General features: G+C 73.6%; 24 protein-coding genes. 8 read left to right on the forward strand and 16 right to left on the reverse strand.

All coding sequences use genetic code 11. The annotated features are described in order from the left end of the window. Positions 1-36 precede the first annotated feature (36 nt). Genes BS83_RS27605 through BS83_RS27620 form a run of 4 tightly spaced genes read right to left on the reverse strand, consistent with a single transcriptional unit; the run spans position 37 to position 5,795 of the window. The gene (locus BS83_RS27605) at positions 37-1,509 is read right to left on the reverse strand and encodes an aminobutyraldehyde dehydrogenase (RefSeq protein WP_084714184.1); all 1,473 of its coding nucleotides are present in this window, start codon (positions 1,507-1,509) and stop codon (positions 37-39) included. Continuing rightward, on the reverse strand, positions 1,506-2,900 hold the full coding sequence (locus BS83_RS27610; protein WP_037606176.1) for an aspartate aminotransferase family protein: 1,395 nt from the start codon (positions 2,898-2,900) through the stop codon (positions 1,506-1,508). Before BS83_RS27610 ends, BS83_RS27605 begins: the two co-directional genes overlap by 4 nt. Next, positions 2,897-4,171, reverse strand: a complete 1,275-nt coding sequence (locus tag BS83_RS27615) for an aromatic ring-hydroxylating oxygenase subunit alpha (RefSeq protein ID WP_051944106.1) — start codon at positions 4,169-4,171, stop codon at positions 2,897-2,899. Before BS83_RS27615 ends, BS83_RS27610 begins: the two co-directional genes overlap by 4 nt. A gap of 4 nt (positions 4,172-4,175) precedes the next feature. Then, positions 4,176-5,795: a phytoene desaturase family protein gene (locus BS83_RS27620; protein ID WP_037606177.1), complete on the reverse strand. Its 1,620-nt coding sequence runs from the start codon at positions 5,793-5,795 to the stop codon at positions 4,176-4,178. Between the two features lie 185 nt (positions 5,796-5,980). Here BS83_RS27620 and BS83_RS27625 point away from each other — a divergent pair, with 185 nt between their 5' ends. After that, positions 5,981-7,240, forward strand: a complete 1,260-nt coding sequence (locus BS83_RS27625; RefSeq protein WP_051944108.1) for a polyamine ABC transporter substrate-binding protein — start codon at positions 5,981-5,983, stop codon at positions 7,238-7,240. Between the two features lie 72 nt (positions 7,241-7,312). Here BS83_RS27625 and BS83_RS27630 read toward each other — a convergent pair whose 3' ends face one another. The 4 genes from BS83_RS27630 to BS83_RS27645 all read right to left on the reverse strand — a co-directional run bounded on the left by BS83_RS27630 (position 7,313) and on the right by BS83_RS27645 (position 11,702). Beyond that, positions 7,313-9,322: an oxidoreductase gene (locus BS83_RS27630; RefSeq protein WP_051944110.1), complete on the reverse strand. Its 2,010-nt coding sequence runs from the start codon at positions 9,320-9,322 to the stop codon at positions 7,313-7,315. After that, the gene (locus BS83_RS27635; protein WP_037606178.1) at positions 9,319-9,675 is read right to left on the reverse strand and encodes a cupin domain-containing protein; all 357 of its coding nucleotides are present in this window, start codon (positions 9,673-9,675) and stop codon (positions 9,319-9,321) included. Before BS83_RS27635 ends, BS83_RS27630 begins: the two co-directional genes overlap by 4 nt. A 70-nt stretch (positions 9,676-9,745) precedes the next feature. After that, positions 9,746-10,921 (reverse strand): acyl-CoA dehydrogenase family protein, encoded by a 1,176-nt coding sequence (locus tag BS83_RS27640; RefSeq protein WP_037606179.1) that lies wholly within the window; start codon positions 10,919-10,921, stop codon positions 9,746-9,748. 127 nt (positions 10,922-11,048) lie between these two features. Then, positions 11,049-11,702 carry a TetR/AcrR family transcriptional regulator gene (locus BS83_RS27645; protein ID WP_051944114.1) on the reverse strand — a complete coding sequence of 218 codons (654 nt, stop codon included), beginning with the start codon at positions 11,700-11,702 and terminating at the stop codon, positions 11,049-11,051. Between the two features lie 100 nt (positions 11,703-11,802). Between BS83_RS27645 and BS83_RS27650 the strand changes: the two genes are divergently transcribed. Further along, on the forward strand, positions 11,803-12,975 hold the full coding sequence (locus BS83_RS27650) for an ABC transporter ATP-binding protein (protein ID WP_051944116.1): 1,173 nt from the start codon (positions 11,803-11,805) through the stop codon (positions 12,973-12,975). 111 nt (positions 12,976-13,086) lie between these two features. Then, a complete protein-coding gene (locus tag BS83_RS27655; RefSeq protein ID WP_051944117.1) occupies positions 13,087-14,463 on the forward strand; it encodes a uracil-xanthine permease family protein in 1,377 nt (458 codons plus the stop codon). 143 nt (positions 14,464-14,606) lie between these two features. On the opposite strand, the gene BS83_RS27660 is transcribed toward BS83_RS27655, so the two are convergent. Beyond that, positions 14,607-15,023, reverse strand: coding sequence for a CBS domain-containing protein (locus BS83_RS27660; RefSeq protein WP_037606180.1), 417 nt, complete (start codon positions 15,021-15,023; stop codon positions 14,607-14,609). A 227-nt stretch (positions 15,024-15,250) separates the two neighbouring features. Between BS83_RS27660 and BS83_RS27665 the strand changes: the two genes are divergently transcribed. Continuing rightward, positions 15,251-15,622, forward strand: a complete 372-nt coding sequence (locus BS83_RS27665; RefSeq protein WP_037606181.1) for a DUF3099 domain-containing protein — start codon at positions 15,251-15,253, stop codon at positions 15,620-15,622. Between the two features lie 6 nt (positions 15,623-15,628). On the opposite strand, the gene BS83_RS27670 is transcribed toward BS83_RS27665, so the two are convergent. Continuing rightward, entirely contained in the window at positions 15,629-16,564 is a 936-nt protein-coding gene (locus tag BS83_RS27670) for a DMT family transporter (RefSeq protein WP_037606182.1), read from the reverse strand. Positions 16,565-16,648: 84 nt separating this feature from the next. Then, positions 16,649-17,452 (reverse strand): SDR family NAD(P)-dependent oxidoreductase, encoded by an 804-nt coding sequence (locus BS83_RS27675; RefSeq protein WP_037606183.1) that lies wholly within the window; start codon positions 17,450-17,452, stop codon positions 16,649-16,651. A gap of 221 nt (positions 17,453-17,673) precedes the next feature. On the opposite strand from BS83_RS27675, the gene BS83_RS27680 reads away from it, so the two are divergent. Next, positions 17,674-18,738 carry an MGDG synthase family glycosyltransferase gene (locus BS83_RS27680; RefSeq protein WP_037609980.1) on the forward strand — a complete coding sequence of 355 codons (1,065 nt, stop codon included), beginning with the start codon at positions 17,674-17,676 and terminating at the stop codon, positions 18,736-18,738. Positions 18,739-18,781: 43 nt separating this feature from the next. Here BS83_RS27680 and BS83_RS27685 read toward each other — a convergent pair whose 3' ends face one another. From BS83_RS27685 to BS83_RS27695, 3 genes are read right to left on the reverse strand one after another with little or no spacing between them, the layout of a single operon-like run. Further along, entirely contained in the window at positions 18,782-20,260 is a 1,479-nt protein-coding gene (locus BS83_RS27685; protein WP_051944119.1) for an outer membrane protein assembly factor BamB family protein, read from the reverse strand. A gap of 51 nt (positions 20,261-20,311) precedes the next feature. Continuing rightward, a complete protein-coding gene (locus BS83_RS27690; protein ID WP_037606184.1) occupies positions 20,312-21,208 on the reverse strand; it encodes a SigB/SigF/SigG family RNA polymerase sigma factor in 897 nt (298 codons plus the stop codon). Between the two features lie 29 nt (positions 21,209-21,237). Beyond that, positions 21,238-21,600 (reverse strand): helix-turn-helix transcriptional regulator, encoded by a 363-nt coding sequence (locus BS83_RS27695; protein ID WP_051944121.1) that lies wholly within the window; start codon positions 21,598-21,600, stop codon positions 21,238-21,240. Between the two features lie 152 nt (positions 21,601-21,752). On the opposite strand from BS83_RS27695, the gene BS83_RS27700 reads away from it, so the two are divergent. Both BS83_RS27700 and BS83_RS27705 read left to right on the forward strand, forming a co-directional pair. After that, on the forward strand, positions 21,753-22,085 hold the full coding sequence (locus BS83_RS27700) for a hypothetical protein (RefSeq protein WP_037606185.1): 333 nt from the start codon (positions 21,753-21,755) through the stop codon (positions 22,083-22,085). A gap of 95 nt (positions 22,086-22,180) precedes the next feature. Further along, positions 22,181-22,477, forward strand: a complete 297-nt coding sequence (locus BS83_RS27705; protein WP_157597341.1) for a hypothetical protein — start codon at positions 22,181-22,183, stop codon at positions 22,475-22,477. A 73-nt stretch (positions 22,478-22,550) separates the two neighbouring features. Here BS83_RS27705 and BS83_RS27710 read toward each other — a convergent pair whose 3' ends face one another. Together BS83_RS27710 and BS83_RS27715 are read right to left on the reverse strand one after the other, a co-directional pair. Further along, complete coding sequence (locus BS83_RS27710; protein ID WP_037606187.1) at positions 22,551-23,516, reverse strand: TIGR03557 family F420-dependent LLM class oxidoreductase; 966 nt, start codon at positions 23,514-23,516, stop codon at positions 22,551-22,553. A gap of 107 nt (positions 23,517-23,623) precedes the next feature. Then, positions 23,624-23,929 carry a WhiB family transcriptional regulator gene (locus tag BS83_RS27715; protein WP_037606188.1) on the reverse strand — a complete coding sequence of 102 codons (306 nt, stop codon included), beginning with the start codon at positions 23,927-23,929 and terminating at the stop codon, positions 23,624-23,626. 262 nt (positions 23,930-24,191) lie between these two features. Between BS83_RS27715 and BS83_RS27720 the strand changes: the two genes are divergently transcribed. Next, a complete protein-coding gene (locus BS83_RS27720; protein WP_037609983.1) occupies positions 24,192-24,440 on the forward strand; it encodes a DUF5133 domain-containing protein in 249 nt (82 codons plus the stop codon). The last annotated feature ends 6 nt before the right edge of the window (positions 24,441-24,446 follow it).

The raw sequence follows: 24,446 nt of genomic DNA on the forward strand, positions 1-24,446 counted from the left end.
CTGATCACCGCCCTGCCGACGGCGTCCCTCGAACCGCTACCAGCGCACCATGACGTGGCGCGGCTCGCAGTAGTGGTCCAAGGCGTACCCCGACAGGTCCCGACCGTACCCCGACTGACCGAAGCCGCCGTGCGGCATCTCCGAACAGCCGGTGATGTGGTCGTTGACCCAGACCGCGCCGAAGCGCAGCTCCGCCGCCGCGCGCAGGGCGAAGCCGGCGTCGGCCGTCCAGACCGAGGCGGCGAGCCCGTAGGGCACGTCCGCCGCCATCTCCAGGGCCCGCTCGCGGTCGGGGGCCATTTGGACGGTGACGACCGGGCCGAACACCTCCTGCTGGACGATCTCGGCGTCCTGGTCGGGGCCGATGACGACGGTGGCCGGGTAGTACGCGCCCGGACCGTCCGGCACCGTGCCCCCGGTGGTGACGGACGCCCCGGCGGCGACCGCCCGCTCGACGAAGCCGGCCACCCTGGCGCGCTGGGCGGGGCTGATCAGCGGGCCGAGTTCGCAGGTCGGATCGTCGGTCGGCCCGGTCCGCAGCGACGCGGCGGCGGCCGTCAGCGCCTCGACCACCCGGCCGTAGACGCCGGGCGTGGCGATCACCCGGCAGGCGGCGGTGCAGTCCTGTCCGGCGTTTCCGAAGGAGGTGGCGCGCAGCGCGGCCGCCAGCGCCTCCACGTCCGCGTCGTCGAGGACGACGACCGGGGCCTTGCCGCCCAGTTCCAGGTGCAGCCGCTTGAGGCCGGGCGCGGCGGCCGCGGCGACCTTGCGGCCGGTGGCGACCGACCCGGTGACGGAGACCATGGCGACGTCCGGGTGCGCGGCCAGCTGCGCGCCGACCGGGCCGTCGCCGGTGACGATGTTGAGCACGCCCGGGGGCAGCAGGTCGGCCGCCAGGGCGGCGAGCCGCAGGGTGCTGAGCGGGGTCAGCTCGGAGGGCTTGAGCACCACCGTGCAGCCCCCGGCCAGAGCCGGGGCGAACTTCCACACGGCCATCATCAGCGGGTAGTTCCACGGCGCGATGGCCCCGACCACGCCGACCGGTTCACGGCGGACGAAGGAGGTCGCGCCGGTCACGTACTCGCCTGCGGCGGGCGCCTGGAGGTTGCGGGCGGCTCCGGCGAGAAACCGGATGTTGTCGACGCAGTAGTCGATCTCGTCAGGGACGGCCGCGATCGGCTTGCCGGCGTTGCGGGACTCGATCTCGGCGAAGGCCTTCAGGTCCTGCTGGAGCGCGTCGGCGAGGGCGTTCAGGTGCGCGGCGCGCTCGCCGGGGCTGAGCGCGCGCCAGCCGGGGAAGGCCCGGCGGGCGGCGGCGACGGCGCGGTCGACGTCCTCGGGTGAGCTGCGCGGCACTTCGGCGAGGACCACGCCGGTGGACGGGTCGCGGGCCGGGTCGGCGGCCGCGCCGCCGCCGGGGACCAGCTGTCCGTCGATCAGGTTGGCGATGTCGTAGGCCCGGGCCGGGTCGTGCCGGCGGGCGGCGTCCTGGGGGCGGGCGGGGCTCATGCCTGGGCTCCCTTCGGGCGGACGCCGCCGCGCAGGTCGGCGGCCATCCGCTCCAGGTTGGCCAGGAAGCGCTGTGCGTCCTCGTCGGTGTGCTGGACCGAGGCGGTCCACTGCTCGCACTTGCCCCACGGCGGCAGGAAGACGCTGCCGTTGTGCTGGTAGAGCCAGTGGGCGTTGCCCCACTGGTCGTCGTAGGCGAGGAAGTCGCGGTAGTTCTCCAGCCGGTCGGTGAAGAGCACGGCGCCCTTGCAGCCGAAGGAGCGGACGAAGCCGGGGAGTTCGTAGCGGCGCAGGATCTCCTCGGCGCCCTCGGTCATGGTGCGGCGCAGCGTGTCGAAGCCGCTGTAGGCCTCTGGGGTGAGGATGTCCTGGAGCACGGCGCGCGCGGCGGCCATGGTGAGCGGGTTGCCGTTGAAGGTGCCGACCTGCTCGTAGGCGCCCTGGGTGATCAGGTCCATCAGCTCGGGGATGCCGCCGATCGCGCCGCAGGGCAGGCCGCCGCCGAGGGCCTTGGCCAGGCAGACCAGGTCGGGGGTGACGCCGGTGAGGCCGACCGCCCCGGCGGGGCTGAGCGCGAGGCCGGTCTTGACCTCGTCGAAGGCGAGGTAGGCGCCGTGCGCGTGCAGGAGGTCCTTGAGTGCGGCCAGGTAGCCGGGCGGCGGGGGGATCAGGCCGATGTTCATCATCACCGGCTCGATGATCATCCCGGCGATCTGTCCGGCGTTCTCGGTCAGCACCCGCTCGACGGCGGCCAGGTCGCCGAAGGGGACGACGACGGTCAGCCGGACCACCTCCTGGGGGTAGGCCGGGCCCACCGGGACGGAGTTGGGGCGTTCGGCCGGTCCGGCCTTCTCCGGCGCGGGGTAGACGGAGACCTGCACGCTGTCGTGGTGGCCGTGGTAGGTGCCCTCCACCTTGATGATCTTCGGGCGGCCGGTGGCGACCCGCATCAGGTGGATCGCGTCCATCGTCGACTCGGTGCCGGAGTTGTTGTAGCGCCAGATGGGGAGGCCGTAGCGGGCGGAGAGCTCACGGGCCACCACGACCGCGTCCTCGGTGGGCTGGGCGAAGTGCGTGCCGCGCCGGACCCGCTCCGAGACGGCGGCGACGATCGCCGGGTGGGCGTGGCCGACGATCCCGACACCGAAGCCCCCGTGCAGGTCGGTGTACTCGGTGCCGTCCACGTCCCAGGTGCGCGAGCCCTTGCCCTCGCGGATCCAGACGGTGCCGGGCTGGGCGTCCTGCCAGCTGGAGGCGACGCCGCCGGCCAGCACGGAGCCCGCCTCGGCGCGGATCCGCTGGGACTCGGTGGTGCGGTCCAGGAAGATCTTCGACTGCAGCTCGATCATGTCGTCGAGCCGGGAGAGGTCCTCGGGGGTGCTTCCGCTCATGAGGGGACACGTCCACTTCGTGGTTGGGTCGGAACGGGAAGGGTGACCGCGCCGTCGAGATAGGCGCGGGCGATGTGCTGGATCGAGCCGGAGACGACGTGCTCGTGCCAGGCGGAGAGCGGGCCCGGCCGGAAGCCGGGCGAGGCCACGCCGCGCTGCACCGACTCGCAGGCGGTCCAGTCCTGGCGGTTGGTCAGGTCCCAGAAGCGGACCGCGTAGCCGGGGTCGAAGTCGGCCGGCCGGTCGGCGGGGAAGAGCCACTGGCACTCGATCCAGGTGCTCTCGGGGCCGGTCGGCCGCAGCCGGTGCACCATGACGTAGTCCGGGTGCAGGCTGAGCAGCAGGCCGGGGAAGAGCTGCAGGTAGACCACGCGGTCGCGCAGCTCCTCGGGCAGACCCGGCAGGTACGCGCCGCCGCCCGAGCCGTCCAGGGACATGGTGCGCGCCCCCGGCTCCAGTTCCATGTGGCCGCCGCGCCACAGGCCGGGGCCGCCGCAGTCCAGGCCGCTGTCGGGCGAGGTGACCCGGCACAGCTCCGGGTGGATGGAGGGGCAGTGGTAGCACTCGTGGTAGTTCTCCACGGCGAGCTTCCAGTTGGCGGCGATGGTGTAGTCGTGGCCGGCGGCCGAGGTGAGCCCGGCCAGGCCGTAGGGGGCGAGGAGTTCGTCCAGCCCCTCGGTCCAGGCCTCCAGCGGGGCCGCGTGGCCGTCCAGGTTGGCGAAGGCGAAGCCCTGCCATTCGGCGACGCGGACCTGGGCCAGGCCGAGCTGGTCCGCGTCGCGCGGCAGTGCCCGGTCGGGGCTGACCGCGGCGGCGATGGGTACGGGCGCGCCGTCCTCCAGGGCCGGGACCCGCACCAGCCGGCCCGTGAGGTCGTAGACCCAGGCGTGGTAGGGGCAGGCGAGAAAACGCGGGCGGGCCCGGCCCGCGCCCGTGTCTGCCCCGGCCTGCCCGTCCGTGCAGGGCAGCAGCTCGTGGCCGCGGTGCCGGCAGCTGTTGTGGAAGCCGCGCAGCACCCCGTCGTCGCCGCGCACCAGCAGCAGCGAGGCCTCGCCGTGCACGCCGCCCAGCGGGACGGCGCGGCGGGAGCGGGGCTGCGCGAGCCCGTCGAGGCGGCCGAGGCAGATCCAGCCGCCGTCGAAGAACTCCCGCTGCTCGAAGGCCAGCACGCCGGGGTCGAGGTAGGCCGCGGCCGGAAGCATCCGGCCGGGCGGGGTCAGCACGTCCCGCAGGGCGTCCGGGTCCAGTGCGTCGAGCAGCGGGTCGCCCATCGGGTCACTTCCCGCGCTTCGCCGGCGACTTGCGGTCCTTCAGGATCCGCTGGGTGGCCAGGTAGCCGGCGATGCCGGTGACCCCGCCCCCGCCGTGGGTGGCGGAGGAGCACTGGTACAGGCCCTTGATCGGGGTGGTGAAGTCGGCGTAGCCGGGGGCGGGACGCATGTGGAAGAGCTGCTCGGGGCTGAGCTCGCCGTGGAAGATGTTGCCGCCGATCAGGCCGTACTCCTCCTGCATCTGGTGCGGGCCGATGACCTGACGGTGGATCACCTGGCTCTTGAAGCCGGGCGCGAGCTCGTCGTAGAGGTCGATGATCCGGTCGGCGTAGGCGTCCAGCTCCGCGGTGTGCGGCTCGTCGGCCCAGGTGTGGGGCACCCACTGGGTGAACATCGACATCACGTGGGTGCCCTTGGGGCAGAGCGTGTCGTCGACGGTGGAGGGGATGACGCTGTCGGCGAAGGGTTTGGCGGCGGCGCGGCCGGAGCGGGCGTCGACGAAGGCGTCCTCGACGTACTCCAGCGACTGGGCCAGGTCGATCGGGCCGGACAGCTCCTGCGCGGTCAGGTCCGGGTTCGCGGTGAAGCGCGGCAGCCCGGAGAGGGCGACATTGACCTTGACCGTGCCGGAGCGGGTGCGCCAGCGCTCCATGTCGGTGACGAACTGCTCGGGCAGTTCGCGCCGGTCCAGCTGCTTGAGGAAGGTGATCTGCGGGTGGGTCGCGGCGACGACGGTGGGGGCGTGGAACTCGCGGCAGTCCTTCAGCGCGACGCCGGTGACCCGGCCGCCGCGGGTGAGGATCCGCTCGACGGGGGCGTCGGTGAGGATCGTCGCGCCGAAGTGCTCGGCCGAGCGGCGGATCGCGTCGGCGACCGCGCCCATGCCGCCGACCGGGTAGCCCCAGCTGCCCATCTTGCCGTCGCCGACGTCGCCGATCGTGTGGTGCATCATCACGTAGGCCGTGCCGGGCTCCATCGGGCCGGCCCAGGTGCCGATGACGCCGTTGATGGACATCGAGCCCTTGACGATGTCGGACTCGAACCACTCGTCGAGCAGGTCGGCGATGCTCATCGTGAAGAGCTTCGTCGCATCCGCGACTGAACGGACATTCAGTCCCCGGACGCTCCAGGCCAGCTTCAGCTGGTCCAGCAGGTCGCCGACGGAGTGCGAGCCCATCTTCGGCGGGGTGCGCAGCAGCAGCGGCGCGAGCACCTTGCCGATGCCGCCGAGCCACTCCTCGTACTTGGGCATGTTGTCGGCGTCCTTCTTGGAGAAGGCCGCCAGCTGGGCGTGGTCGTGGGCGTGGTCGCCGGTCATGTGCAGCGAGCGGCCGTCCAGCGAGGGGACGTACCACGGACCCATCGGCAGGATCTTGTAGCCGAACTCCGTGAGCTTCAAGTCCCTGATCACGGTGGGCGGCATCAGGCTCATCACGTAGGAGAGCGCGGTCATCTTGAACTCGGGGCCCCACGGCTGCTCGGTGATCGCCGCGCCGCCGGTCACGGCGCGCGCCTCCAGCACCAGGGGCCGCAGGCCGGCCCTGGCCAGGTAGGCGGCGGAGACCAAGCCGTTGTGTCCGCCCCCGACGACGATCGCGTCGTAGTCGCGCTTCAGAGCATCCATGAGTGGTCGAACCCTTCGTGAAGGCAAGCCGCCTGGTAACAACCCGGTAATTGGTTCCGACCGTTCTCTTGCGGGGCCGGACCCTCGTCCTCAGACTAACTGGACGACCAGTCAGTCGCGCAAGACCCTGGCGCAAACCCTGGCCCAAACCCACGGCAAGCGAGACCTGTCCGAGATGAGGTCCGATGGTCTTCCCCCCGCGCTCGAACCCGGAGCACGCGAACTCCGCGCACACGAACTCCCCCCGTCCGATCGACCGCCGGACCCTGCTGCGCGCCGGCGTCCTGGCCGGCTCGGCCGCGCTGCTCGCCGCCTGCGGCAAGCAGGGAGCCGGCGGCTCCGCCGCCCCGGCCAAGGTCGCGCGCACCAACGCGCCGGTCACCCTGGCCTTCAGCAGCGACAACCCGGCGATCGGCGCGGCCATGGCGCCGGAGAAGGGCGCGACACTGCGGCTGCTGAACTACGCCGACTACCTCTCCCCCGACCTGATCAAGTCCTTCGGCCAGAAGTACGGCTGCCAGGTCGAGGTCACCACGTTCACGACGATGACCGAGGCCGTGGAGAAGCTGCGCACCGGCAGCACCCGCTACGACGTCTTCTTCCCGACCGCCGACGTCGTCGGCCGCGTGGCCCAGGCCAAGCTGCTGCAGCCGCTCAACCACGACTACCTGGGCAACCTCGGCAACGCCTGGCCCAGCCTGCAGAACCCCTTCTACGACCAGGGTTCGCGCTACACCGTCCCGTACAACGTCTACAGCTCGGGCATCGGGTACCGCGCGGACAAGGTCACGGCCATCCCGGCCAACGCCTACGACCTGTTCTGGGACCCCGCCTACGCGGGCAAGGTCTACCTGCTGGACGACTACCGCGAGGCGCTGGCGATGACCATGCTGCACCGCGGCCACTACGACCTGAACACCGAGGACCCGGCCGCGCTGGCGCTGGCGGGCAAGGACCTCGCCGGCCTGCTGAAGACGGTCCAGGTCAAGCTCGGCACCCAGGAGGCCACGCTGCTGCCGCAGGGCGCGGCGCTGGTCCACCAGGCCTGGTCGGGCGACATGGTGTCGGCGCAGTCCAACCTCGCCAAGGGCCAGCCGGTGACGCAGCTCGGCTACTGGTACCCCGAGCACGGCAAGGGCGTCGTCGGCACCGACTGCATGGCCGTGGTGCGCGGCGCCCCGCACCCGGTGCTGGCGCACCTCTTCCTCGACTACCTGCTGGACACCGCCAACGCGGGCACCAACATGTCCTGGATCGGCTACCAGCCCGCGCAGACCGCGTTCACGCCCGACTACCTGGTGAAGAACCAGTACGTCCCGGCCAACCTCACCTCGGCGATCGTGACCGAGGCGGAGTACCGGGCCTCGGTGCAGCTGCTGGAGCTGACGCCGACGGGCGAGAAGCTCTGGCAGAACACCTGGGCGCAGTTCAACGCCGGGTCCTGACGTCTCGCCGGGGTCATGAGGAAGGGGTGACGCCCGCGGGCGTCACCCCTTCCTCGTCCCCGCCGCTCGCGGTCAGGGCGCGGGCACCGCCAGGACGGCGCGGGTGCCCTCCAACACCGCCTCCTCCAGGCTCCGCGCGGCCCGCACGTCACCGGCCCGCACCGCGCCCGGCCGCCCTTCCAGCCGCGCCCACAGCTCGTCCTGCGGGACCCGGCCGTGGGCGACGACCACGGCGGACACATCCTCGGGCAGTCCTTCGAGGCGGCCCGAGAAGACATGGCGCAGCGTCAACTCGGTGCCCTCCTCCGGATCGGCCACGAGTTCCAGATGCGGCAGCAGCCGGACCCCGAGCGCGTCCAGCCGGGCCAGGTACCCGTTGCGCTGGTACTGGTGCAGCGACATGCCCGGCACGGGCGCGGCGCAGGCCAGCAGCACCTCGCGGCCGCTCGCCGCCAGCACCTCGGCGGCGTCGGGACCGCACCAGCCGCCGCCCCAGTCCGCGACCAGGACGGCGCCGTCACCCGGCGGCGGCAGCCGTTCGGGTTCGCCGATGGCGGTCCAGGCGTCGACCATCGCCAGTCCGGGCGGCACCGGCAGCTCGGGACGGTAGGGGACGGCGCCGGCGGCCAGCACGATGGCGGGGCCCTCCACTCCCTCCGACTCCGCCGCGAACTCCTCCAGCGTCTGCGCCGCGTCGGTGCCGAGGCGCAGGTCGACGCCGGCCGCCAGGAGCTCGCGTTCGGCCCAGGCGTACCAGCGCCGCGCGCTCTCCCGGTGCGCGGGGGCCCGTCCGGCCAGCCAGAGCTGGCCGCCGACGCCTTCGGCGCGTTCGACCAGCAGGACCCGGCGGCCCGCGTAGCCGGCTTCCACGGCGGCCGCGACCCCGGCGGGGCCCGCACCGACCACGAGCAGCGGCGGCCTGGCCCGCCCCGCGACCGGGAGCCGCCGCTCGCGCGGCGGGCGGTCGGGCCGCTGCGGCAGCGTGGCCTCCCGCCCGGTCCGGACGTTGACGGCGCAGCCGATCGGCAGGCCCTCGTGGTAGTGCCCGATGCAGCTCTGGTTGCAGCCGATGCACGGGATCGCGGGCACGCCCGCCCGCAGCTTGCGCGGCAGGTGCGGATCGGCGATCAGCGCCCGGGTCATGCCCACCGCGTCGGCGAGGCCGCGCGCGACGGCCCCCGCTGCCGATACGGGGTCGACGATCCTGGTGGTGGCCAGCAGCCGCACGTCCCGCGGCAGGCGTTCGCGCAGGCCGCCGAGCCGGGTCAGGATCACGTCCTCCGCGACGGGCGGCGGCGGCGCGATCCAGCTGGACCCGGCCAGGGTGCGCGAGTAGCCGAGGGCGAGCGAGACGCAGTCCACCAGGGGTGCGAGCTCCTCGGCGATCTCCAGGCAGCGGGCGTTGTCCAGGCCGCCCGGGGTGAGCTCATCGGCGGCCAGCCGGACACTGAGCGCCCGGTCCGCGCCGATCGCCTCCCGCACCGCGCGCAGCACCTCGGTGGTGAAGCGCAGCGGTGCGGCGTAGGCGTCGGCGCGGTGGTTGGTGAGCGGGGACATGAACTGGGCGGGCAGGTAGCCGTGGGCGGCGGAGACCTCGACTCCGTCGAAGCCCGCCTGCACGGCGTGGCGGGCCGCGTCCGCGTAGCCGCGCACGATCGCGCGGATCTCCCGCAGGGTCAGCGCCCTCGGCTCGACCCTGAATCTGGGCGAGGGGACGGCGCTCGGCGCGGGCGCGGCGCTGCGCGGAGCGCCGGAGAACTCCTCGCTGCCGCCGTGCATCAACTGCAGCAGCAGCGGCGTCCCGTGTGCGTGCACGGCGTCGGCGAGGGCGGCGAGCCCCGGCAGCGACTGCGGCTGGTAGGCGGCCAGGGTGTGCGAGTTGATGAGCCCGCTCGGATGGACGGCGGCGGCCTCGACGAAGACGGCGCCGACGCCGCCCGCCGCACGCTCGGCGTGGTAGGCGAGCAGCGCCGGCGTGGGCCGGTGGTCGTGCACCAGACCGGTCTGGTGCGAGGTGGAGACGATCCGGTTGGGCAGCTCCACCGGCCCGACGCGCAGCGGCGCGAAGAGCGCGTCCGTCATCCGGCCGCGGTCTCCGGCTGGAGCTCCATGTGGTAGCACTTGCGCAGCGTCTCGTGGACCTCCAGGACCACCGGCGTGGCCCGGTCCAGGATGACCGCGCTCCCGGGGGCGATGTCGAAGGGCTGCCCGCCCTCGGGGATGATGGTGGCCTTGCCCTCGACGACGACGAAGATCTCGGACTCGGTCATCCGGATCGCGCCAGGCGTGCAGGTCCAGATGCCGCGGATGGCGCTGCCGTCGGGCGCGGTCCAGATGTTGGCGTCGGCGACGACGGGCTCGCCGGCGACGGCCTGGCCCGGCTCCAGGTCGTAGGGGACGGGCTCGGCGTCGGCGATGACGAAGCTGCTGGCCATGAGGGTTCCTCTCGGTGAAGGGTGCATCGGTGAATCGGCGGACGGGTGTGCGGGCTGCGGTGACGGTCGGTCAGGCGATGACGGCGCGGACGCCGCGGCGCTCGAGCGCGCGGGCGACGACCAGCCGCTGGATCTCGCTGGTCCCCTCCCAGATGCGGTCGACGCGCAGCTCCCGCCAGAAGCGTTCGGCGGCCGTGGTCCGGATGTAGCCGCGCCCGCCGAAGACCTGCACGACCCGGTCGGCGCAGCGGTTGGCCGCCTCGCTGGCGAAGAGCTTGGCGACCGATGCCTTGGCGTGCACGACCTTGGGGTCGGCCCCCGAGTCGGCCAGGGCGGCGACCTCGTAGACGAGCAGGCGCGCCGCGGCGGCGTCGGCGGCCGAGTCGGCGAGCGGGAAGGAGACGCCCTGGTAGTCCAGGATCCGGCTGCCGCCCTGTTCGCGTCCGGCGGCCCAGGCGGTCGCCTCCTCCAGCAGCCGGCCCATCGCGGCCACGCAGTGCACGGCGATCCCGAGGCGCTCCTCCACGAACCAGCGCTGCTGCAGCGCGTCCGCGCCGCCCAGCGGGCCGAGCACCTCGGCGGGGCCGACGCGCACGTCGGTGAAGCGGATGGCCGGGTGGCCGTGCGGGAAGCTGTGTGTGAAGGGCGGGTCGTCGACCGTCTCGACGCCGGGCGCGTCGGCCGGGACCAGGAAGAGCGTCGGGCCCTCCTCGGCGACGGCGACCACGACGTGCGTGGTGGCCACGTCGCCGCTGGTGACGAACCACTTCTCGCCGCTGATCAGCCAGCCCTCGCCGTGCTCGTCCACGACCCTGCGGGCGGTGGTCGCGATCCGGGAGGGGTCGCTGCCGGCGTGTTCCTCGGTCACGGCGTAGGAGACGGCGGCGGTGCCGGCGACGCAGGGGCGCAGGTAACGGTCGATCTGCTCGGGCGTGCCCGCGGTGAGCACGTTGTACGCGTCGGGGATCCACCACCACAGGCCGTTGGTGCTGCGGCCCAGCTGCTCGTGGACGGCAACGTAGTCGGTGGCGCTCCAGCCCTGGCCGCCGTGCTCGGGCGCGATGCGCCCGCCGTTGAGACCGGCCTTGACCGCGGCGGTGCGGATGCCGTCGACGATCTCCTGCGGGAGCCGCCCGCCGGCCCGTTCGGCCTGCACCTCGTAGGGCAGCAGCTCCTGCTCGACGAACCTGCGGGCGCGTTCGGCGAGCTCCTGCTGTTGCGGGCTCAGAGTGACCAAGGACGACATGCCACACCACCACTCGGCGTCATTGACTGATTGGGCAGTCAGTCAATCGGCAGGGTGGGGCGCACGTCAAGGGCCCGCGCACGAAGCGTGCGCGGGCCCTGTGGCGGCGGGGGTGCGGAGGCGGCGGCTACCTGCTGCGCGGGAAGGCGGAGCGGTCCAGGCCGACCTCACGGGCGGCGGCGATCCTGGCCTGCTCCAGGAAGTGCCGTCGGCTCATCGCGCCCAGCTGCAGCGTGTACCTGATGGCCAGGCCGTCCAGCATGGCGTCGAGCCGCTCGGCCGCCGCGGCGGGGTCGTCGCAGGTGAACTCGCCGGAGCGGACGCCCTCGCGGATCACCCGCTCGACCACGGCGAGCCAGGCGCCGTCCAGCTCGCCCACGATGTTGCGCAGCGCCTGCTCGCGCACGCTGGCCGCCCAGGCCTCCAGCCAGAGCACCCAGCCGGAGTTGTCGCCCTCCTCGGGGAGGTAGAAGTGCAGCACCGCGTCCATCCGGTCCACGGAGCTGCCGGGACTGTCCGCCACGTCCTGGAGCTTGCGGATGTCGTCCACGCTGGCGGCCCGGAGCATCTCCGTGAGCAGCACGTCCTTGGTGGCGAAGTGGTAGTGGATCAGCCCGCCGCTGACATCGGTGGCCTTGGCGATGTCGGCCACGCGGGTGTTCGCGAGACCGCGTTCGAGCACGACCTTGCGGGCCGCCTCCAACAGCTCGGCCCGACGCTGGTCCACCTGTTCCTCGCGGCCGCTGCGCCCGGGCCGGCCCGTCGTCTCGTTGGCTTTCACAGTCCCCCATCGTAACGGAGCGAGATCACTTCACCGTGACTTATTGATTAACCAGTCAGCCTCTATTGCGCGGCCCCCTCCCGTGCCTACACTGCCGCGCATGGCTCAGGACATCCTCTCTCCGAGCACCACCGACCGGACCGCGACCGGCGGGACCGTCGAACTCGTCTCCCTGCGCAAGGACTTCGCCGACAGCACCGCTGTCGACGGGATCGACCTGCGCATCCCCGGCGGCGAGTTCTTCTCCCTGCTCGGCCCCTCGGGGTGCGGCAAGACCACCACCCTCCGCATGATCGCGGGCTTCGAGGAACCCACCTCGGGACAGATCCTGCTCGACGGCGTCGACGTCGCCCACGTCCCGGCGCACCGGCGTCCCGTGAACACGGTCTTCCAGAGCTACGCGCTCTTCCCCCACCTCAGCGTCGCCGACAACGTCGGCTACGGGCTGCGCTGGACCGCCCCCGGCGGCGGCGCCGAGGGCCGGGCGGCCCGCCCCGACAAGCAGGGCCGCCGCCGACTCGTCGCCGACGCCCTCGAACTCGTGCAGCTCACCCGTTTCGCCGACCGCAAACCGCACCAGCTCTCCGGCGGCCAGCAGCAGCGCGTGGCCCTGGCCCGCGCCCTGGTGCTCAAGCCCTCGGTGCTGCTGCTGGACGAACCGCTCGGCGCGCTGGACGCCCGCCTGCGCAAAGCGCTGCGCGCCGAACTGATGGACGTGCAGCGGACCGTGGGCACCACCTTCGTCTTCGTCACGCACGACCAGGAGGAGGCACTGGAGATGTCCGACCGACTCGCCGTGATGGACGGCGGCCGCGTCGTCCAGTGCGGTACCCCGCGCGAGGTCTACGAGCACCCGCGCACCGAGTTCGCCGCCGACTTCCTCGGCACCGCCAACCTGCTCGACGTCGACTGCGGCGGCTCCCCGGGCGATCCGCTGCGCCGGGTCGGGGTCGGCGCCTTCGAGCTCGTGGCCGGCTGCCCGCTGACCATGCCGCCGGGCCCGGCCCGCGCGGTCGTCCGCCCCGAACGCCTCCGGGTCCGCCGCGCGGCCGAGGGCGCTCCGGCCTCGGGGACGCTCCCCGGCATCGTCGACCGTACGACCTACGTCGGGGCGACCACGCAGCTGACGGTCCGTCTCCCGCACGGCCCCTGCCTGCAGGTGCTGGTCCTCGGCGACGAGGGCGAGCTGCCGCCGGGCACGCCGGTGGAGATCACCTGCCCGCCGGGCGCGCTGCGCGTGCTGGAGCGGGAGACGCCCGCGGCCCAGGATTGAGGGACCGCGCCGAGCCGCCGGGTTCCGGGGCTCGCCCGGCATTACGCTGTTCCGGTTCGGACACCTGTGCATGCTTTTGGTGCCCTTTGCGCAACCGGAACAGGAGGGCCGATGGGCGGTCTCGGCGTCGGGTGGAAGCTGCACAACGGGGGACGCCCGCCGGAGCCCGGTGCGGTGGTCGCCCCCGACGAGCGGCTCAGCTGGGGCCGGACGATCGGGCTCGGCGCGCAGCACGTCGTGGCGATGTTCGGCGCCTCGTTCGTGGCCCCGGTGCTCATGGGCCTGAACCCGAACCTGGCGATCATGATGTCCGGCGTCGCCACGATCCTCTTCTTGCTCTGGACCCGCGGGACCATCCCCTCCTATCTCGGCAACAGCCTCTCCTTCGTGGGCGCGGCCGCCACCATCAGGCTCCAGGGCGGCGGCACGGCCCAGGTCACCGGTGCGCTGCTGGTGACCGGGGCCGCTCTGGCCCTGGCCGGCTTCGCCGTCCGCGCGCTCGGGGCGCAGGTCGTGCACGCCGTGCTGCCGCCGGTGGTCACCGGTGCGGTCGTGATGCTGATCGGCTTCAACCTCGCGCCGGTCACCGCGGGCACCTACTGGCCCCAGGACCAGTGGACCGCCCTGGCCACCATGCTCGCCACCGGCTTCGCCCTGGTCGCCCTGCGCGGTTTCTGGTCCCGCATCGCGATCTTCCTCGGGCTGGTCTTCGGCTACCTGCTCTCCTGGATCCTCGACCGCGTCCTCGGGAAGATCCACTCCGTCGACGGGAGCGGCAAGACGACCGACCACTGGCGCCTCGACCTCTCCGCGGTCCGCCACGCCGACTGGATCGGCCTCCCCCAGTTCCACGCCCCCGCCTTCGACCTCTCCGCGATCCTGGTGGCCCTCCCGGTCCTCATCGCCCTGATCGCGGAGAACACCGGCCACGTCAAGGCGGTCAGCGAGATGACCGGCGCCGACCTCGACGGCCAGATGGGCAACGCGATCGCCGCCGACGGCGTCGGCACCGTCGTCTCCACCGCGGTCGGCGGCGGAGCCACCACCACCTACGCCGAGAACATCGGCGTCATGGCCGCCACCCGCGTCTACTCCACCGCCGCGTACTGGGCCGCGGCCGGGTTCGCCCTGCTGTTCGGCCTCTGCCCGAAGTTCGGCGCGGTCGTGGCCGCCATCCCCGGCGGGGTGCTCGGCGGCATCACCGTCGTGCTCTACGGCATGATCGGCCTGCTGGGCGCGCAGATCTGGATCCGCAACCAGGTCGACCTGACCAACCCGGTCAACCTCGTCCCCTGTGCCGCGGGCATCATCATCGGCGCGGGCAACGTCACCATGCACATCACCAAGAACTTCACCCTCGGCGGCATCGCGCTGGGCACCCTGGTCACCCTCACCGGCTACCACACCCTCCGCGCCTGCGCCCCCGCCCACCTCCGCGAGCCGTCCCCACGCCCCACCCCCGCCGACGACCCGCGCGTCGGCGGCTGACGGCGTGCTGGGCGAACCGCGCGCGTGCCTGCCGGCCCGGGTGGAGATTCTCGGCGGAGCCCGCGATCCGCGACCCCTGTCCGCGCTGGAATCGCGCCGTGGTCTGAGTGACGCCGCCTCCCGGCCGGGGCCCGCGGTCGGCCTCACGCCCTGGCGACGCTCTCCTCCGCCCGTTCGCGGATCCCGGCGTCCGAGCAGAATCCGCTGCCTGAGCGCTTCAGGCAGAGCAGGCCGACCAGTCGCCCGTCGTCGGTGACGACGGCCACCCGGCGCCGACCGGCCGCGGCCATCGCGTCCCAGGTTTCGTACAGGCCGGCGGACGGCGGGACCACGCGGTCGCCGAGCCGTCCCACCGACGCGGCCGGTTCCCTGTCGTCCCGGCCGGCCAGGTCCGGTCGCTCCACGACGGCGACCAGGACGTCCTGGCGGACCACCAGCAGGGCGTGCACCTTGTCGTGGCGGAAGAACTCCCGCGCCTGACCGACGGTCGTCGAGACCGGGGAGGTCTTGGGGAACGTGTGCATGGCCTCGGCCACCAGGGCGTCCCCGTCGGGGCTCATCGGGCTTCGCTCCATTCAGAGAGCCTCACATCCCGCGGACGGCGGTCAGCGCTTACCCGAACATTCTGCCGACAACCGGTCCGGCCGGGCGTCCGGGGCCGGGGTGTCCCAGACCTCCGGTGTTGGTTCGTGCACGGCGAGGGTAGGTGCAGGGGACGGACCTGGGGGCAGAGTAGAGGTGTACCTCCCGGTCGTCGCAGAGGATCGAAGCACCACGGGAAGGCGTCATGCGTTTCCGCTCCCACCGCCCACCGCCGCCGCGTATCACCGACGCCAGCCCCGGCCTGTCCGAGGACATCCGTCACCGACAGCGCCGGTACGCCCTCACCATGGGGATCCGTACGGTCTGCGTGATCCTCGGGATCGTCCTGTGGCAGATCAACCGGGTCGCCGCCGTCATCGCCATCGGGGCGGGCGGGGTCCTGCCCTACATCGCCGTCGTCTTCGCCAACGCGGGACACGAACGCTCCGCCGAGCCCCTCGACGCCCGGCTCACGCCCAGGCCGCCCTCCGGACTCCCGCCGGGGCAGGAGCCCGGCGACCGATCGGGCGAGGCGGACGAACCGGAGTACGGGGATCACCCGGACGACGACGGCTGAGCGCCGTCACCCGAGACCCGGGCCGGGACCGCGATCCGGGCGGGGGCGTTCCCGGGGTGCCGCTCGCACGTCCCAGGCGCTCGCCAGGGCGTCGGAGCGGACCAGGCCGAGGACGCCGGCCACCATCAGCGCGCCGCCGACCACGGCGAGGACCGCGCCGAGGAGGACCGCACCGAACGGGAACGACAGCCGGTCGGCGAAGAGCACGCGCCCGAGGGCCAGGCTCACCATTGCGTCGACGAGCGTCAGCGCCGGCTGCGAGGCCCGCAGCGTCCCGGCCCGCAGGGTGACCTGGAGCAGGGCGAAGCTGCCGCCGCCGGTGACGGCGAGCGCGTAGACCGGCCAGTCCGTCCACAACTGCGCGAAGCCCGAGGCGCCGACCCGCGTGAGCGTCTCCTTGACCAGCGCCGCGGTGAGGGCGAAGCCGGTCGCGGTCGCGCAGCCCAGCAGCACCGCCTTTCCCGCGCCGCGGGCCTTCCACGCCGCCGCGACCAGCACGACGATCACGGCCGACACCGCGAGCGCCACCACGAGCCAGCGACCTCCCGGCGCCACCGCGCCGCCGCCGGGCTGCGGATCGGTGGCGGCCAGGAACAGCGCGAGGCCCACGGCCAGCGCGGCGAAGGCCGCCCAGGTGCGGCGGCCGGGGTCACGCCGGAACACCAGGCGGCCGATCACCAGGGCGAACAGCAGTTCCGAGGTGAGCAGCGGTTGGACCAGGGAGAGGCTGCCCAGGCCGAGCGCGGCGGCCTGGGCGACGGCCGCCAGGAGGAGTGCCGCGAATCCCGCCCACCATGCCCTGCTGCGCAGCAGCCAGGCCCAGTGACCGCCGGGGCGGTTGTCGGCGGTGGGCGGCCCGAGCGCCGCCAGCCGTTGCAGCACGGACACCGCGGCGTTGGCGGCGGCGCAGAGCAGCGCGCACAGGACCGACAGCGCAGTCACCGTCGCGGGCCCTCCCCTCGCAGCTGATCGGGCCGGTGGTCGGACGAGTGTGCGGTCTTCGGGCGGACACCACCGGCGCGGGCCTCAGCCGAAGCGGAACGCGAGCCGCTGGTAGAGCCCCGGAGCCGCGTGGCGCACCAGTTCCGGCAGTCGCATCCAGGCCGGCACGTACACCTGCTCGCGCCCCTGCTCCACCGCGCGGCAGACCGCCTCGGCCACGCGCTCCGGTGGCAGCGGTCGGGGGCGGGAACGCGCGTACGGGGCACCGCGACGGTCGAAGAAGGGGGTGTCGACGACGCCCGGCAGCACGTGGGTGACCCGGACCCCCGATCCGTGCACCTCCTGCCGCAGGGCGTCGGCGAAGACGCCGAGGGCGCCCTTGGCGGCGGAGTACACCGCCTCGTTGCGCACGCCCAGCGCGCCGGCGACCGAGCCGATGAGGACGATGTGCCCTTCCCCGCGGGCCAGCATCGGCGGGAGGACCAGGCGCACCAGGTGTACGGTGGCGATCAGGTCGACGGTGAGCAGCGCGTCGACGGCCTCGCCGGGCATGGTCCACAGCGGCCCCGCCCACCCGACGCCCGCCGCGGCCACCAGCAGGTCGATCCGGTCCCTGGCCGGCGCCGCCGCCGCGACCAGGGCGGCGGGCGCGCCCGGTTCGGACAGGTCCGCCGGAAGCGCCCGGCCGCCGGTGCGGGCGGCGACCCTTTCGAGCCTGGCCCGGTCGCGCCCGCACAGGACCAGCCGCCACGTGCCCTGTTCGGCCAGCCGTTGTGCGACGGCCGCACCGATCCCCGAGGACGCGCCGGTGATCAGGCCGACGGGCGCGCCCCGGCCCGCGGGACGACGCCGGCCGGGCGGCCTGGTGTTGCCGCGGAGGGAGATCACAGCGGCTCCTGTCCGGAGGGGGACGTCTGGCGTCGACGGCGCGCGGCCCAGGTGCCGGACCCGACGTCCGTCTCTCTTCCACCTTGCCCGGGATCGGCCGTTCCAGCGCGCCCAGTCACGCCTGACCGCGCCGGACCCGCCCGCCGCTCGCCACCGCGCCTCCCCCACCGATCGCTCCTACGCTGGAGCCCGTGGCCCGGTTCCTGATCCTGAGCGCGAGCATGGGGGACGGCCACGACGCGGTCGCCCGCGCGTTGGCGGCCCGTCTGGACGGGCAGGGCCACGACGCCGTCGCCGTGGACGCGCTGCGCCTGCTCCCGGGACCCGCCGCGGGGGCCGCGCTGCGCGGCTTCTACCAGGGCTGCATCCGGCACGCGCCCTGGATCTACGCGGCGCTGTACGCCGGTTTCTTCCGGCCCCGCGCGCATCCGGGTGCCAACCCGCTCGCCTCGGTGATGGGGCCTCGGCTGCTCGCGCTCGTCCGGCGGTTGCGGCCGGACCTGGTCGTTCCCGTCTTCCATCTCGCGGCGCAGGTGACGGGGCGGGAGCGGGCGCTCGGCCGGCTCGAGGTGCCCAGCGCGGTCGTGGTGACGGACTTCGCCGTGCACCGGCAGTGGCTGCATCCCGGCAACGACCAGTACCTGTGCCTGACCCGGCCCGCGGCCGACCTGGCCGGGGCCGGGACCGGCCGCCCGGCGCGAGCCGTGGGCGCCGTGCTGGCCGACCGCTTCCTCCCGCCCCGCGCGCCCGTGCGGCATCCCGCGCCCGGACCGCCGCGCGTGCTGCTCTCGGCCGGCGCCTGGGGCGCGGGGACACGGTTCGAGCAGACCGCCGGGTGCCTGACCGCAGCGGGCTTCACGCCGATGGTGCTGTGCGGGCGCAACGAGCGTCTGCGCCGCCGCCTCGACGGACTGCCGGGCGTCACCGCCCTGGGCTGGCAGCGGGATCTGCCCGCGCTGCTCGCCCGGAGTGCCGCTTTGATCGACAACGCCGCCGGACAGACGGCGCTCCAGGCCCTCGCCCTCGGCGTCCCCGTGGTCGCCTACCGGCCGCTGCCCGGTCACGGCCGTGAGGGGGTCCGGGCGATGGCCGACCTCGGTCTCAGCCGCCTGGCCCGGACTCCGGCGGAGCTCGTCGCGGCGCTCCAGGACGCGGCGCTCCAGGACGCGGCGCGCCGGACGGACCGGGCCGAGGGAGGACCGGCCGCTCCCTGGTCCACCGCCGCCGCGCGGCTCTTCCCCGGCACTGCGGCGGCCGTGCTGGCCGAACTCGCGGACGACGGCTGAGCCTGCACGCCGCGCGCGCTCACGCGTTCACTCGTTCACTCCTTCACGCGCCGGAGAAGGCGACGACTCCGTCGCCGGTGCCCAGCAGTACCCGACCGCCCGTCAGAACGGGCGAGGCGAAGTGCGGGAGCGGTCCTTCGGTCGTGGCGCGCGCCAGGACCCGGCCTGTCGCCTGGTCGAGGGCGAAGAGGGTGCCGGTCGCGCAGTCGGGGACCCAGACCGCGCCGCCGCCCAGGACGGGCGAACCGGCCGCGCGCAGCGGGAAGCTCCAGCCGGTCCGGGGCATCCCGGACGCGTCGAGGTCGACCCGCTGGACCGCGTCCGCGCAGGGAAGGAACACCGTACCCTCCGTGACGGCGGCCGAGCCGTAGGCGCTGCAGAGCGGAGCCTGGTGCAGTTCGCCGCCGACGCCGCCCAGGTGCCCGCGGTCGAGTGTGTAGCCGGTGCCGCGCTTGCCGACCGCGAGGACGAAGCGGTCGCCGACCAACGCGGGGGTGAGCGAGCCGAGGTCGAGGTCCGCGGCGTTGTCGGCGGCCCAGGTGGCGGGGGCGAAGAAGTCGGTGCGCGTCAGCGTGCTCGGGGCGAGGGCGAGGACGGAGTCCGAGCCGTCGTATCCGCCGGCACCTCCGCCGGTCGCGGCGCCGTTGCCGACCGAGACCAGGATCTTCGGTCCGGCCCCGTTGCCCGCGCCGGCGGCGGCCGGGGTCACCACCGCTCCGCCAGGTGCCCAGATGCCGGCCTGACGGGACGTCGGCACGGCGTAGGACAGCACCGGACCGGCACCGGTGGCCGCCACCGACACCAGCGCGCCGACGTAGTCGCCGCAGTCGCCCTCCAGGCCGCCGAAGCCGACCAGCACCCGGCCGTCAACCGTGGCGAGGGCGCCGCGCTGCTGGTGGACGCCGGGGTCGCCGTGCGGCGGTTCGACCTCCCGGCGCACCCGCACGGTTCCACTCGCCGGGTCCAGGCCCGCCAGCAGGTGCCGCCCGCCGTCGAGTTCGGCCAGCACGAAGACCAGTCCGGTCGTCGGCTCGTACACCGGGGTGCTGGTGATGCCCAGTGGGTCGATGTCGCCGCAGGGGAGCGTGTGGAGCGGTGCCGGCGTGCCGAGGTGGGCGCGCCACAGGATGCGGCCGGACGCGAGGTCGAGCCGGTAGACGCTGTCGTTCTCGGTCGCCGCGATCACCGAACCGCGCACGACCAGCGGCTGACCGTAGACCGCGCCGTCCAGCCTGGTCGCCCAGGCGCGGGCGAGCGCGCTTGGCGGGGGGACGCCGGGTGCGGAGCCGGTGCGTTGCGCGTCGTGGTGGTAGGTCAGCCAGTCCCCCGGATCGGTGGGCGGAGGTGTCCGCGCGCCCGGGGTGAACTCCTGCGTCGCGATCGCGGCCGGGGGCTGCGGGCCCGGGTGCCCTCCGGTGCAGGCGCTCGCGCACAGGGCGGCGGCCAGCAGCGCGAACCCGGCGCGGGCCGCGGGCACGCGGCGGCCCCGCGACGGAGGGCGCGGCGCGCTGCTGGAGGGCATGGCACCAGTCTCGGCCGCGGAGAGGGCCCGGTCGAGCGCGGCGCGGCGGCCTCAGTCCTGTTCGAGCTGTTGGCGCAGGCCGGCGAGGATGCGGTTCAGCAGGCGGGAGACGTGCATCTGCGAGTAGCCGAGCTGTTCGCCGATCTGGGCCTGGGTGAGGTCGTCGACGAAGCGGAGCTTGAGGATGCGGCGGTCGGTCTCGGGCAGACCGGGAAGGATCTGGCGCAGCGCGGTCAGATCGACCACCAGCTCCAGGTCGCGGTCGTGGGCGCCGAGCCGGCGCTGCAGCGGGCCCTCGTCGTTCTCGTCCTCGGTGGCCGGGGCGGACAGGGTGCCGGCCGTGTAGGCGTCGGCGGCGATCTTGCCCTCGGTGACCTCGTCCTCGCTGACGTCGAGCCGGGCGGCGAGCTCGGCCGTGGTGGGTTCGCGGCCCAGTTCCTGCTCCAGGACGTCGCCGGCCTTGGCGAGTCGGAGGCGCAGTTCCTGGAGCCGCCGGGGGACGTGGACGGCCCAGCTGTTGTCGCGGAAGTGGCGCTTGATCTCGCCGCTGATGGTGGGCAGCGCGTAGGTGACGAACTCGACCCCGCGGGCGGTGTCGAAGCCGTTGATGGCCTTGATCAGTCCGACGACCCCGACCTGGAAGACGTCCTCCTGGCCGTCGCGCCGGTGGCCGAAACGCTGGACCGCCGTGCGGACCAGGCTCATGTTCAGCTCGACCAGGGTGTTGCGGACGTAGGAGTAGGCGAGGGTGCCCTCCTCCAGCTCCCGCAGCCGGGCGAGCAGCACGTCGGTCAGGGCGCGGACCTCGAGCCGGTCCAGGGTGACCGGGTCGCACGCGATCGTGGGCAGACCGGCGTCGGAGGCGGGGACGCAAGGGGCGTCCGTCGCGGACGGTGTCGGGGTCGGAGTACGACGCAGCGTGGTCGGCTCGGGGGCTGCCGTGGTCACGGGGTGGTCCTTCCTCGATTCGGGCTCGGTCAGGCGGCGCTGGTGCCGGCGGTCCCGCTCGCCGCGACCGCGGCTTCCTCCGCGTCGGCGAGCGGTCCGCGGACGGCCAGCAGAGCGAGGAGGTCGGCGACGGTGGGACCGGCGTCGGCCGGGTGCCGCAGCGGGATCGCGGCGGTGACCTGGTAGTGGTTGGTGCGTCCGACCCGGGTGTGGGTGAGGTAGCCGCCCTCTTCGAGGTCGGCGATGATCCGGCTCACGGCGCGTTCGGTGAGCAGGCAGGTGGCGGCGAGGTCGCGCACCCGCGCGCTGGGATCCCGGGAGATCTGCACCAGGACCCGGGCGTGGTTGGTCAAGAACGTCCAGCCCGTCCTGGGGCCCGCGGTCGGTTCCATGCCGCCATCATAGGACACATATTTCATGTATCGCGAGAGCAGACATCTGTGTCATGTAATGGTTGACAGGACTGCCACGTCCCCCCACGCTGTGTAGGCCCCGCCTCGTGGGCCCTCGATCCGCACCGGCTCACGGACAGAAGGTGAAGGCGATGACCCGCAGCGAACTGGACCGCCTCACCGTGTTCCTCCGCGCCCGCCTCGGCTCCCCCACCTCCGGTCGGACACCGGAGGCGTCCGCGGCATCCCTGCGCACCCTGGAACAGGCCGCCCTCGGCGTCGCGGCCTACTTCGAACTGGCGGCCCACCGGCCCACCCCGGACGGCCTGGCGGTCGAGGAGCAGCGAGCCCGGGCCCTGTGGCAGACCCTTCACGACATGGCCGCCCACTGGGCCGACCACCCGGACCACCCGGACCGCCCGGGACGCGGTGTCCCCCGCCCACCCGGCGCACGGGTCCCCGCCCTCCTGCCACCAGCCGCCTGAGGGACCGCCCCGATCGTGCGTCATCGTCCCCCGACCCCTGAGGCCAGGTATCCGTCGGCCGCGTCGCCGGGAAGGGACGGGGGTAGGCGAGGTCCATGAGTGCAGCAGACAGCAGCTTCTATCAGTGGATGCTCGATCAGGCCCGCCGGGCCGGGCACGATCCGGACGCGCCGGCCGAGGGCCTGGACGCCCCGCTCGCCGAGGTGATGCTGGTGTGGGCGGCCCTGGCCCTGAACGGGGCCATGACCCCCGAGCAGGACGCGCAGACCGCCGAACGGCTGGGCGTCACGGCACAGGAACTGCGCGAGGCCTACGAACCCGAGATGCGGCGCGAGGCCATGTCACAACTGCTGGACCGCCCGGACCTGGCGGTCCTGGACCCGAAAACCTGAACGTCGAAGCTGCGGGGCCGACGCCGGTGACGGGCGTCGGCCCCGCAGCTTCGACGTGAGGCCGACAGCGGGGTCAGCGGGCGAGGGCGGGCAGGACCTGGTCGCGGTAGGCGTCGAAGAAGGCGTCCTGGTCGGCGCCGCCGATCTGGCCGACGTACACCTCGTCGAAGCCGGCCCGCAGGTAGGCGCGCAGCGTCTCCACATGGGCCTCCACGTCGTCGCCGCAGGTCACCGCGTCGGCCACCATCTCACGGGTGACCAGTTCGGAGGCCTGCTCGAAGTGGGCCGGGGTCGGCAGGATCTGGGCGAGCTCGCCCGGCAGCAGTTCGGTGGGCCACAGGCGGTGCACGGTGTCCACGGCCTTGTCCGCGTCGCTGCTCCAGCACACCTTGACCCCGCCGACCGCCTTCCCCGGCAGGCCCGCACCGGCCGCCTGCCGGTAGGCGCCGACCAGGTCGGCGTCGGGGGTCATGGTGACGAAGCCGTCGCCGATCCGTGCGGCAAGTTCGGCGGCCTTGGGGCCGAAGCCGGAGACCAGGACGGGCAGGGGCTGCGTCGGCGCGGTGTAGAGGCGGGCGTTGTCCACGGTGTAGTGACGGCCGTGATGGCTGATCCGCTCGCCGGTGAACAGGCCGCGCATCACCGTCACCGCCTCCTCCAGCATCTCCGCGCGCTCGCCGAACGAGGGCCAACGGTCCCCGAGGATGTGCTCGTTGAGCGCCTCACCGGTGCCCACCCCGAGCGAGAAACGCCCGCCGAGCAGCACGCTGGAGGTCGCCGACGCCTGCGCGGTGACGGCCGGGTGCAGCCGCACGGTCGGGCAGGTCACCAGCGTGGTCACGGGCAGGTCGACGGCCTGCGACAAGGCGCCGATCACGGACCAGACGAAGGGGCTGTTGCCCTGCGCGTCGTTCCACGGATGGAAGTGGTCGGAGATCGCCAACCTGGTGAATCCGGCGCGCTGCGCGGACCGGGCCTGATCGATCAGCTGAGCCGGGGTGAACTCCTCGCAGGAGAGGAAGTAGCCGTATTCCGTCATGGACCTGTGCCCCTTTCCGAGGTCGGCGCGCACCCTGCGGGCCCATGGGCGCGGCTAACCACTGCCGCCCCGGCGAAACCGGCCCGTCGGCCCACCGCCCCCTCGGGTCAGACCGCCTGCGCCGGGCGCGCCGCGCGGCGTCGGCGGCGTCGTGCGGTGGCGCGCTCCCCCTCGGTCATGCCGCCCCACACGCCGTACTCCTCCCGGCACTCCAGGGCGAAGTCGCGGCACTGCTCCAGCACGGGACAGGCGGCGCAGATGCGCTTCGCCGCCTCCTCCCGGTACTCGAAGCTGCTTCCGCGCTCCCCCGCGGGATGGAAGAACAGCCGCGTGTCGTAGTCCACGCACGCGGCCTGCTCCTGCCAGGACCAGGCCCACTCCACAGGCCCTGGCAGATCCGGCTTTCGCCCCATCGGTTCTCCTGTCTCCTCGCAGCACGCCCCGCGCGACGCCACCGGCCGCCGTGACCACAAGGGCGCGCCTGCCCCCGAGGCCGCCCATCCACACGTGCCGCGCCCGTTCGGCGCGGTCGTCGTCCGCTCCGACGCCGGGCTCGATCCGGAGTGCGTTCCGGGGTGCGTTTCGTGGTGCATGGAGATCACCGGCCGGGGCATACGCCGAGGGCGACACAGCAGGGGTCGCTTCAGTCGCACGAGTGGATTCGAGGTGGTCGACGTGCTGATGGCGCATCCGACGGTGCTGAACAAGCTGATCGAGGAGTACGCGGCGCTGGCGGCGCTCGGGGCGGACCACGGCGACGAGGAGGCACGCCGGCGTCTGGAGGACGTCACCTACACGCTGTGCGTGGCCACCGGCACCCGCGACATCGACAGCGCCCTGGCCGCCGCCCGCTACCGACTGCCCGGCGCCCGCCCGGAGGACGACTCGCTGCTGAGCCCCCCGTCGGGCGCGAGCGCAGCCTGAGCCCCC

Source organism: Streptacidiphilus rugosus AM-16, assembly GCF_000744655.1.
In the GTDB taxonomy this organism is placed as follows: domain Bacteria; phylum Actinomycetota; class Actinomycetes; order Streptomycetales; family Streptomycetaceae; genus Streptacidiphilus; species Streptacidiphilus rugosus.

Bases quoted from the DNA above. Each gene is read 5' to 3' on its own strand.
- BS83_RS27605 (WP_084714184.1), bottom strand. From the start codon at position 1,509: ATGAGCCCCGCCCGCCCCCAGGACGCCGCCCGCCGGCACGACCCGGCC.
- BS83_RS27610 (WP_037606176.1), bottom strand. From the start codon at position 2,900: ATGAGCGGAAGCACCCCCGAGGACCTCTCCCGGCTCGACGACATGATC.
- BS83_RS27615 (WP_051944106.1), bottom strand. From the start codon at position 4,171: ATGGGCGACCCGCTGCTCGACGCACTGGACCCGGACGCCCTGCGGGAC.
- BS83_RS27620 (WP_037606177.1), bottom strand. From the start codon at position 5,795: ATGGATGCTCTGAAGCGCGACTACGACGCGATCGTCGTCGGGGGCGGA.
- BS83_RS27625 (WP_051944108.1), top strand. From the start codon at position 5,981: ATGGTCTTCCCCCCGCGCTCGAACCCGGAGCACGCGAACTCCGCGCAC.
- BS83_RS27630 (WP_051944110.1), bottom strand. From the start codon at position 9,322: ATGACGGACGCGCTCTTCGCGCCGCTGCGCGTCGGGCCGGTGGAGCTG.
- BS83_RS27635 (WP_037606178.1), bottom strand. From the start codon at position 9,675: ATGGCCAGCAGCTTCGTCATCGCCGACGCCGAGCCCGTCCCCTACGAC.
- BS83_RS27640 (WP_037606179.1), bottom strand. From the start codon at position 10,921: ATGTCGTCCTTGGTCACTCTGAGCCCGCAACAGCAGGAGCTCGCCGAA.
- BS83_RS27650 (WP_051944116.1), top strand. From the start codon at position 11,803: ATGGCTCAGGACATCCTCTCTCCGAGCACCACCGACCGGACCGCGACC.
- BS83_RS27655 (WP_051944117.1), top strand. From the start codon at position 13,087: ATGGGCGGTCTCGGCGTCGGGTGGAAGCTGCACAACGGGGGACGCCCG.
- BS83_RS27660 (WP_037606180.1), bottom strand. From the start codon at position 15,023: ATGAGCCCCGACGGGGACGCCCTGGTGGCCGAGGCCATGCACACGTTC.
- BS83_RS27665 (WP_037606181.1), top strand. From the start codon at position 15,251: ATGCGTTTCCGCTCCCACCGCCCACCGCCGCCGCGTATCACCGACGCC.
- BS83_RS27680 (WP_037609980.1), top strand. From the start codon at position 17,674: ATGGGGGACGGCCACGACGCGGTCGCCCGCGCGTTGGCGGCCCGTCTG.
- BS83_RS27685 (WP_051944119.1), bottom strand. From the start codon at position 20,260: ATGCCCTCCAGCAGCGCGCCGCGCCCTCCGTCGCGGGGCCGCCGCGTG.
- BS83_RS27695 (WP_051944121.1), bottom strand. From the start codon at position 21,600: ATGGAACCGACCGCGGGCCCCAGGACGGGCTGGACGTTCTTGACCAAC.
- BS83_RS27700 (WP_037606185.1), top strand. From the start codon at position 21,753: ATGACCCGCAGCGAACTGGACCGCCTCACCGTGTTCCTCCGCGCCCGC.
- BS83_RS27705 (WP_157597341.1), top strand. From the start codon at position 22,181: ATGAGTGCAGCAGACAGCAGCTTCTATCAGTGGATGCTCGATCAGGCC.
- BS83_RS27710 (WP_037606187.1), bottom strand. From the start codon at position 23,516: ATGACGGAATACGGCTACTTCCTCTCCTGCGAGGAGTTCACCCCGGCT.
- BS83_RS27715 (WP_037606188.1), bottom strand. From the start codon at position 23,929: ATGGGGCGAAAGCCGGATCTGCCAGGGCCTGTGGAGTGGGCCTGGTCC.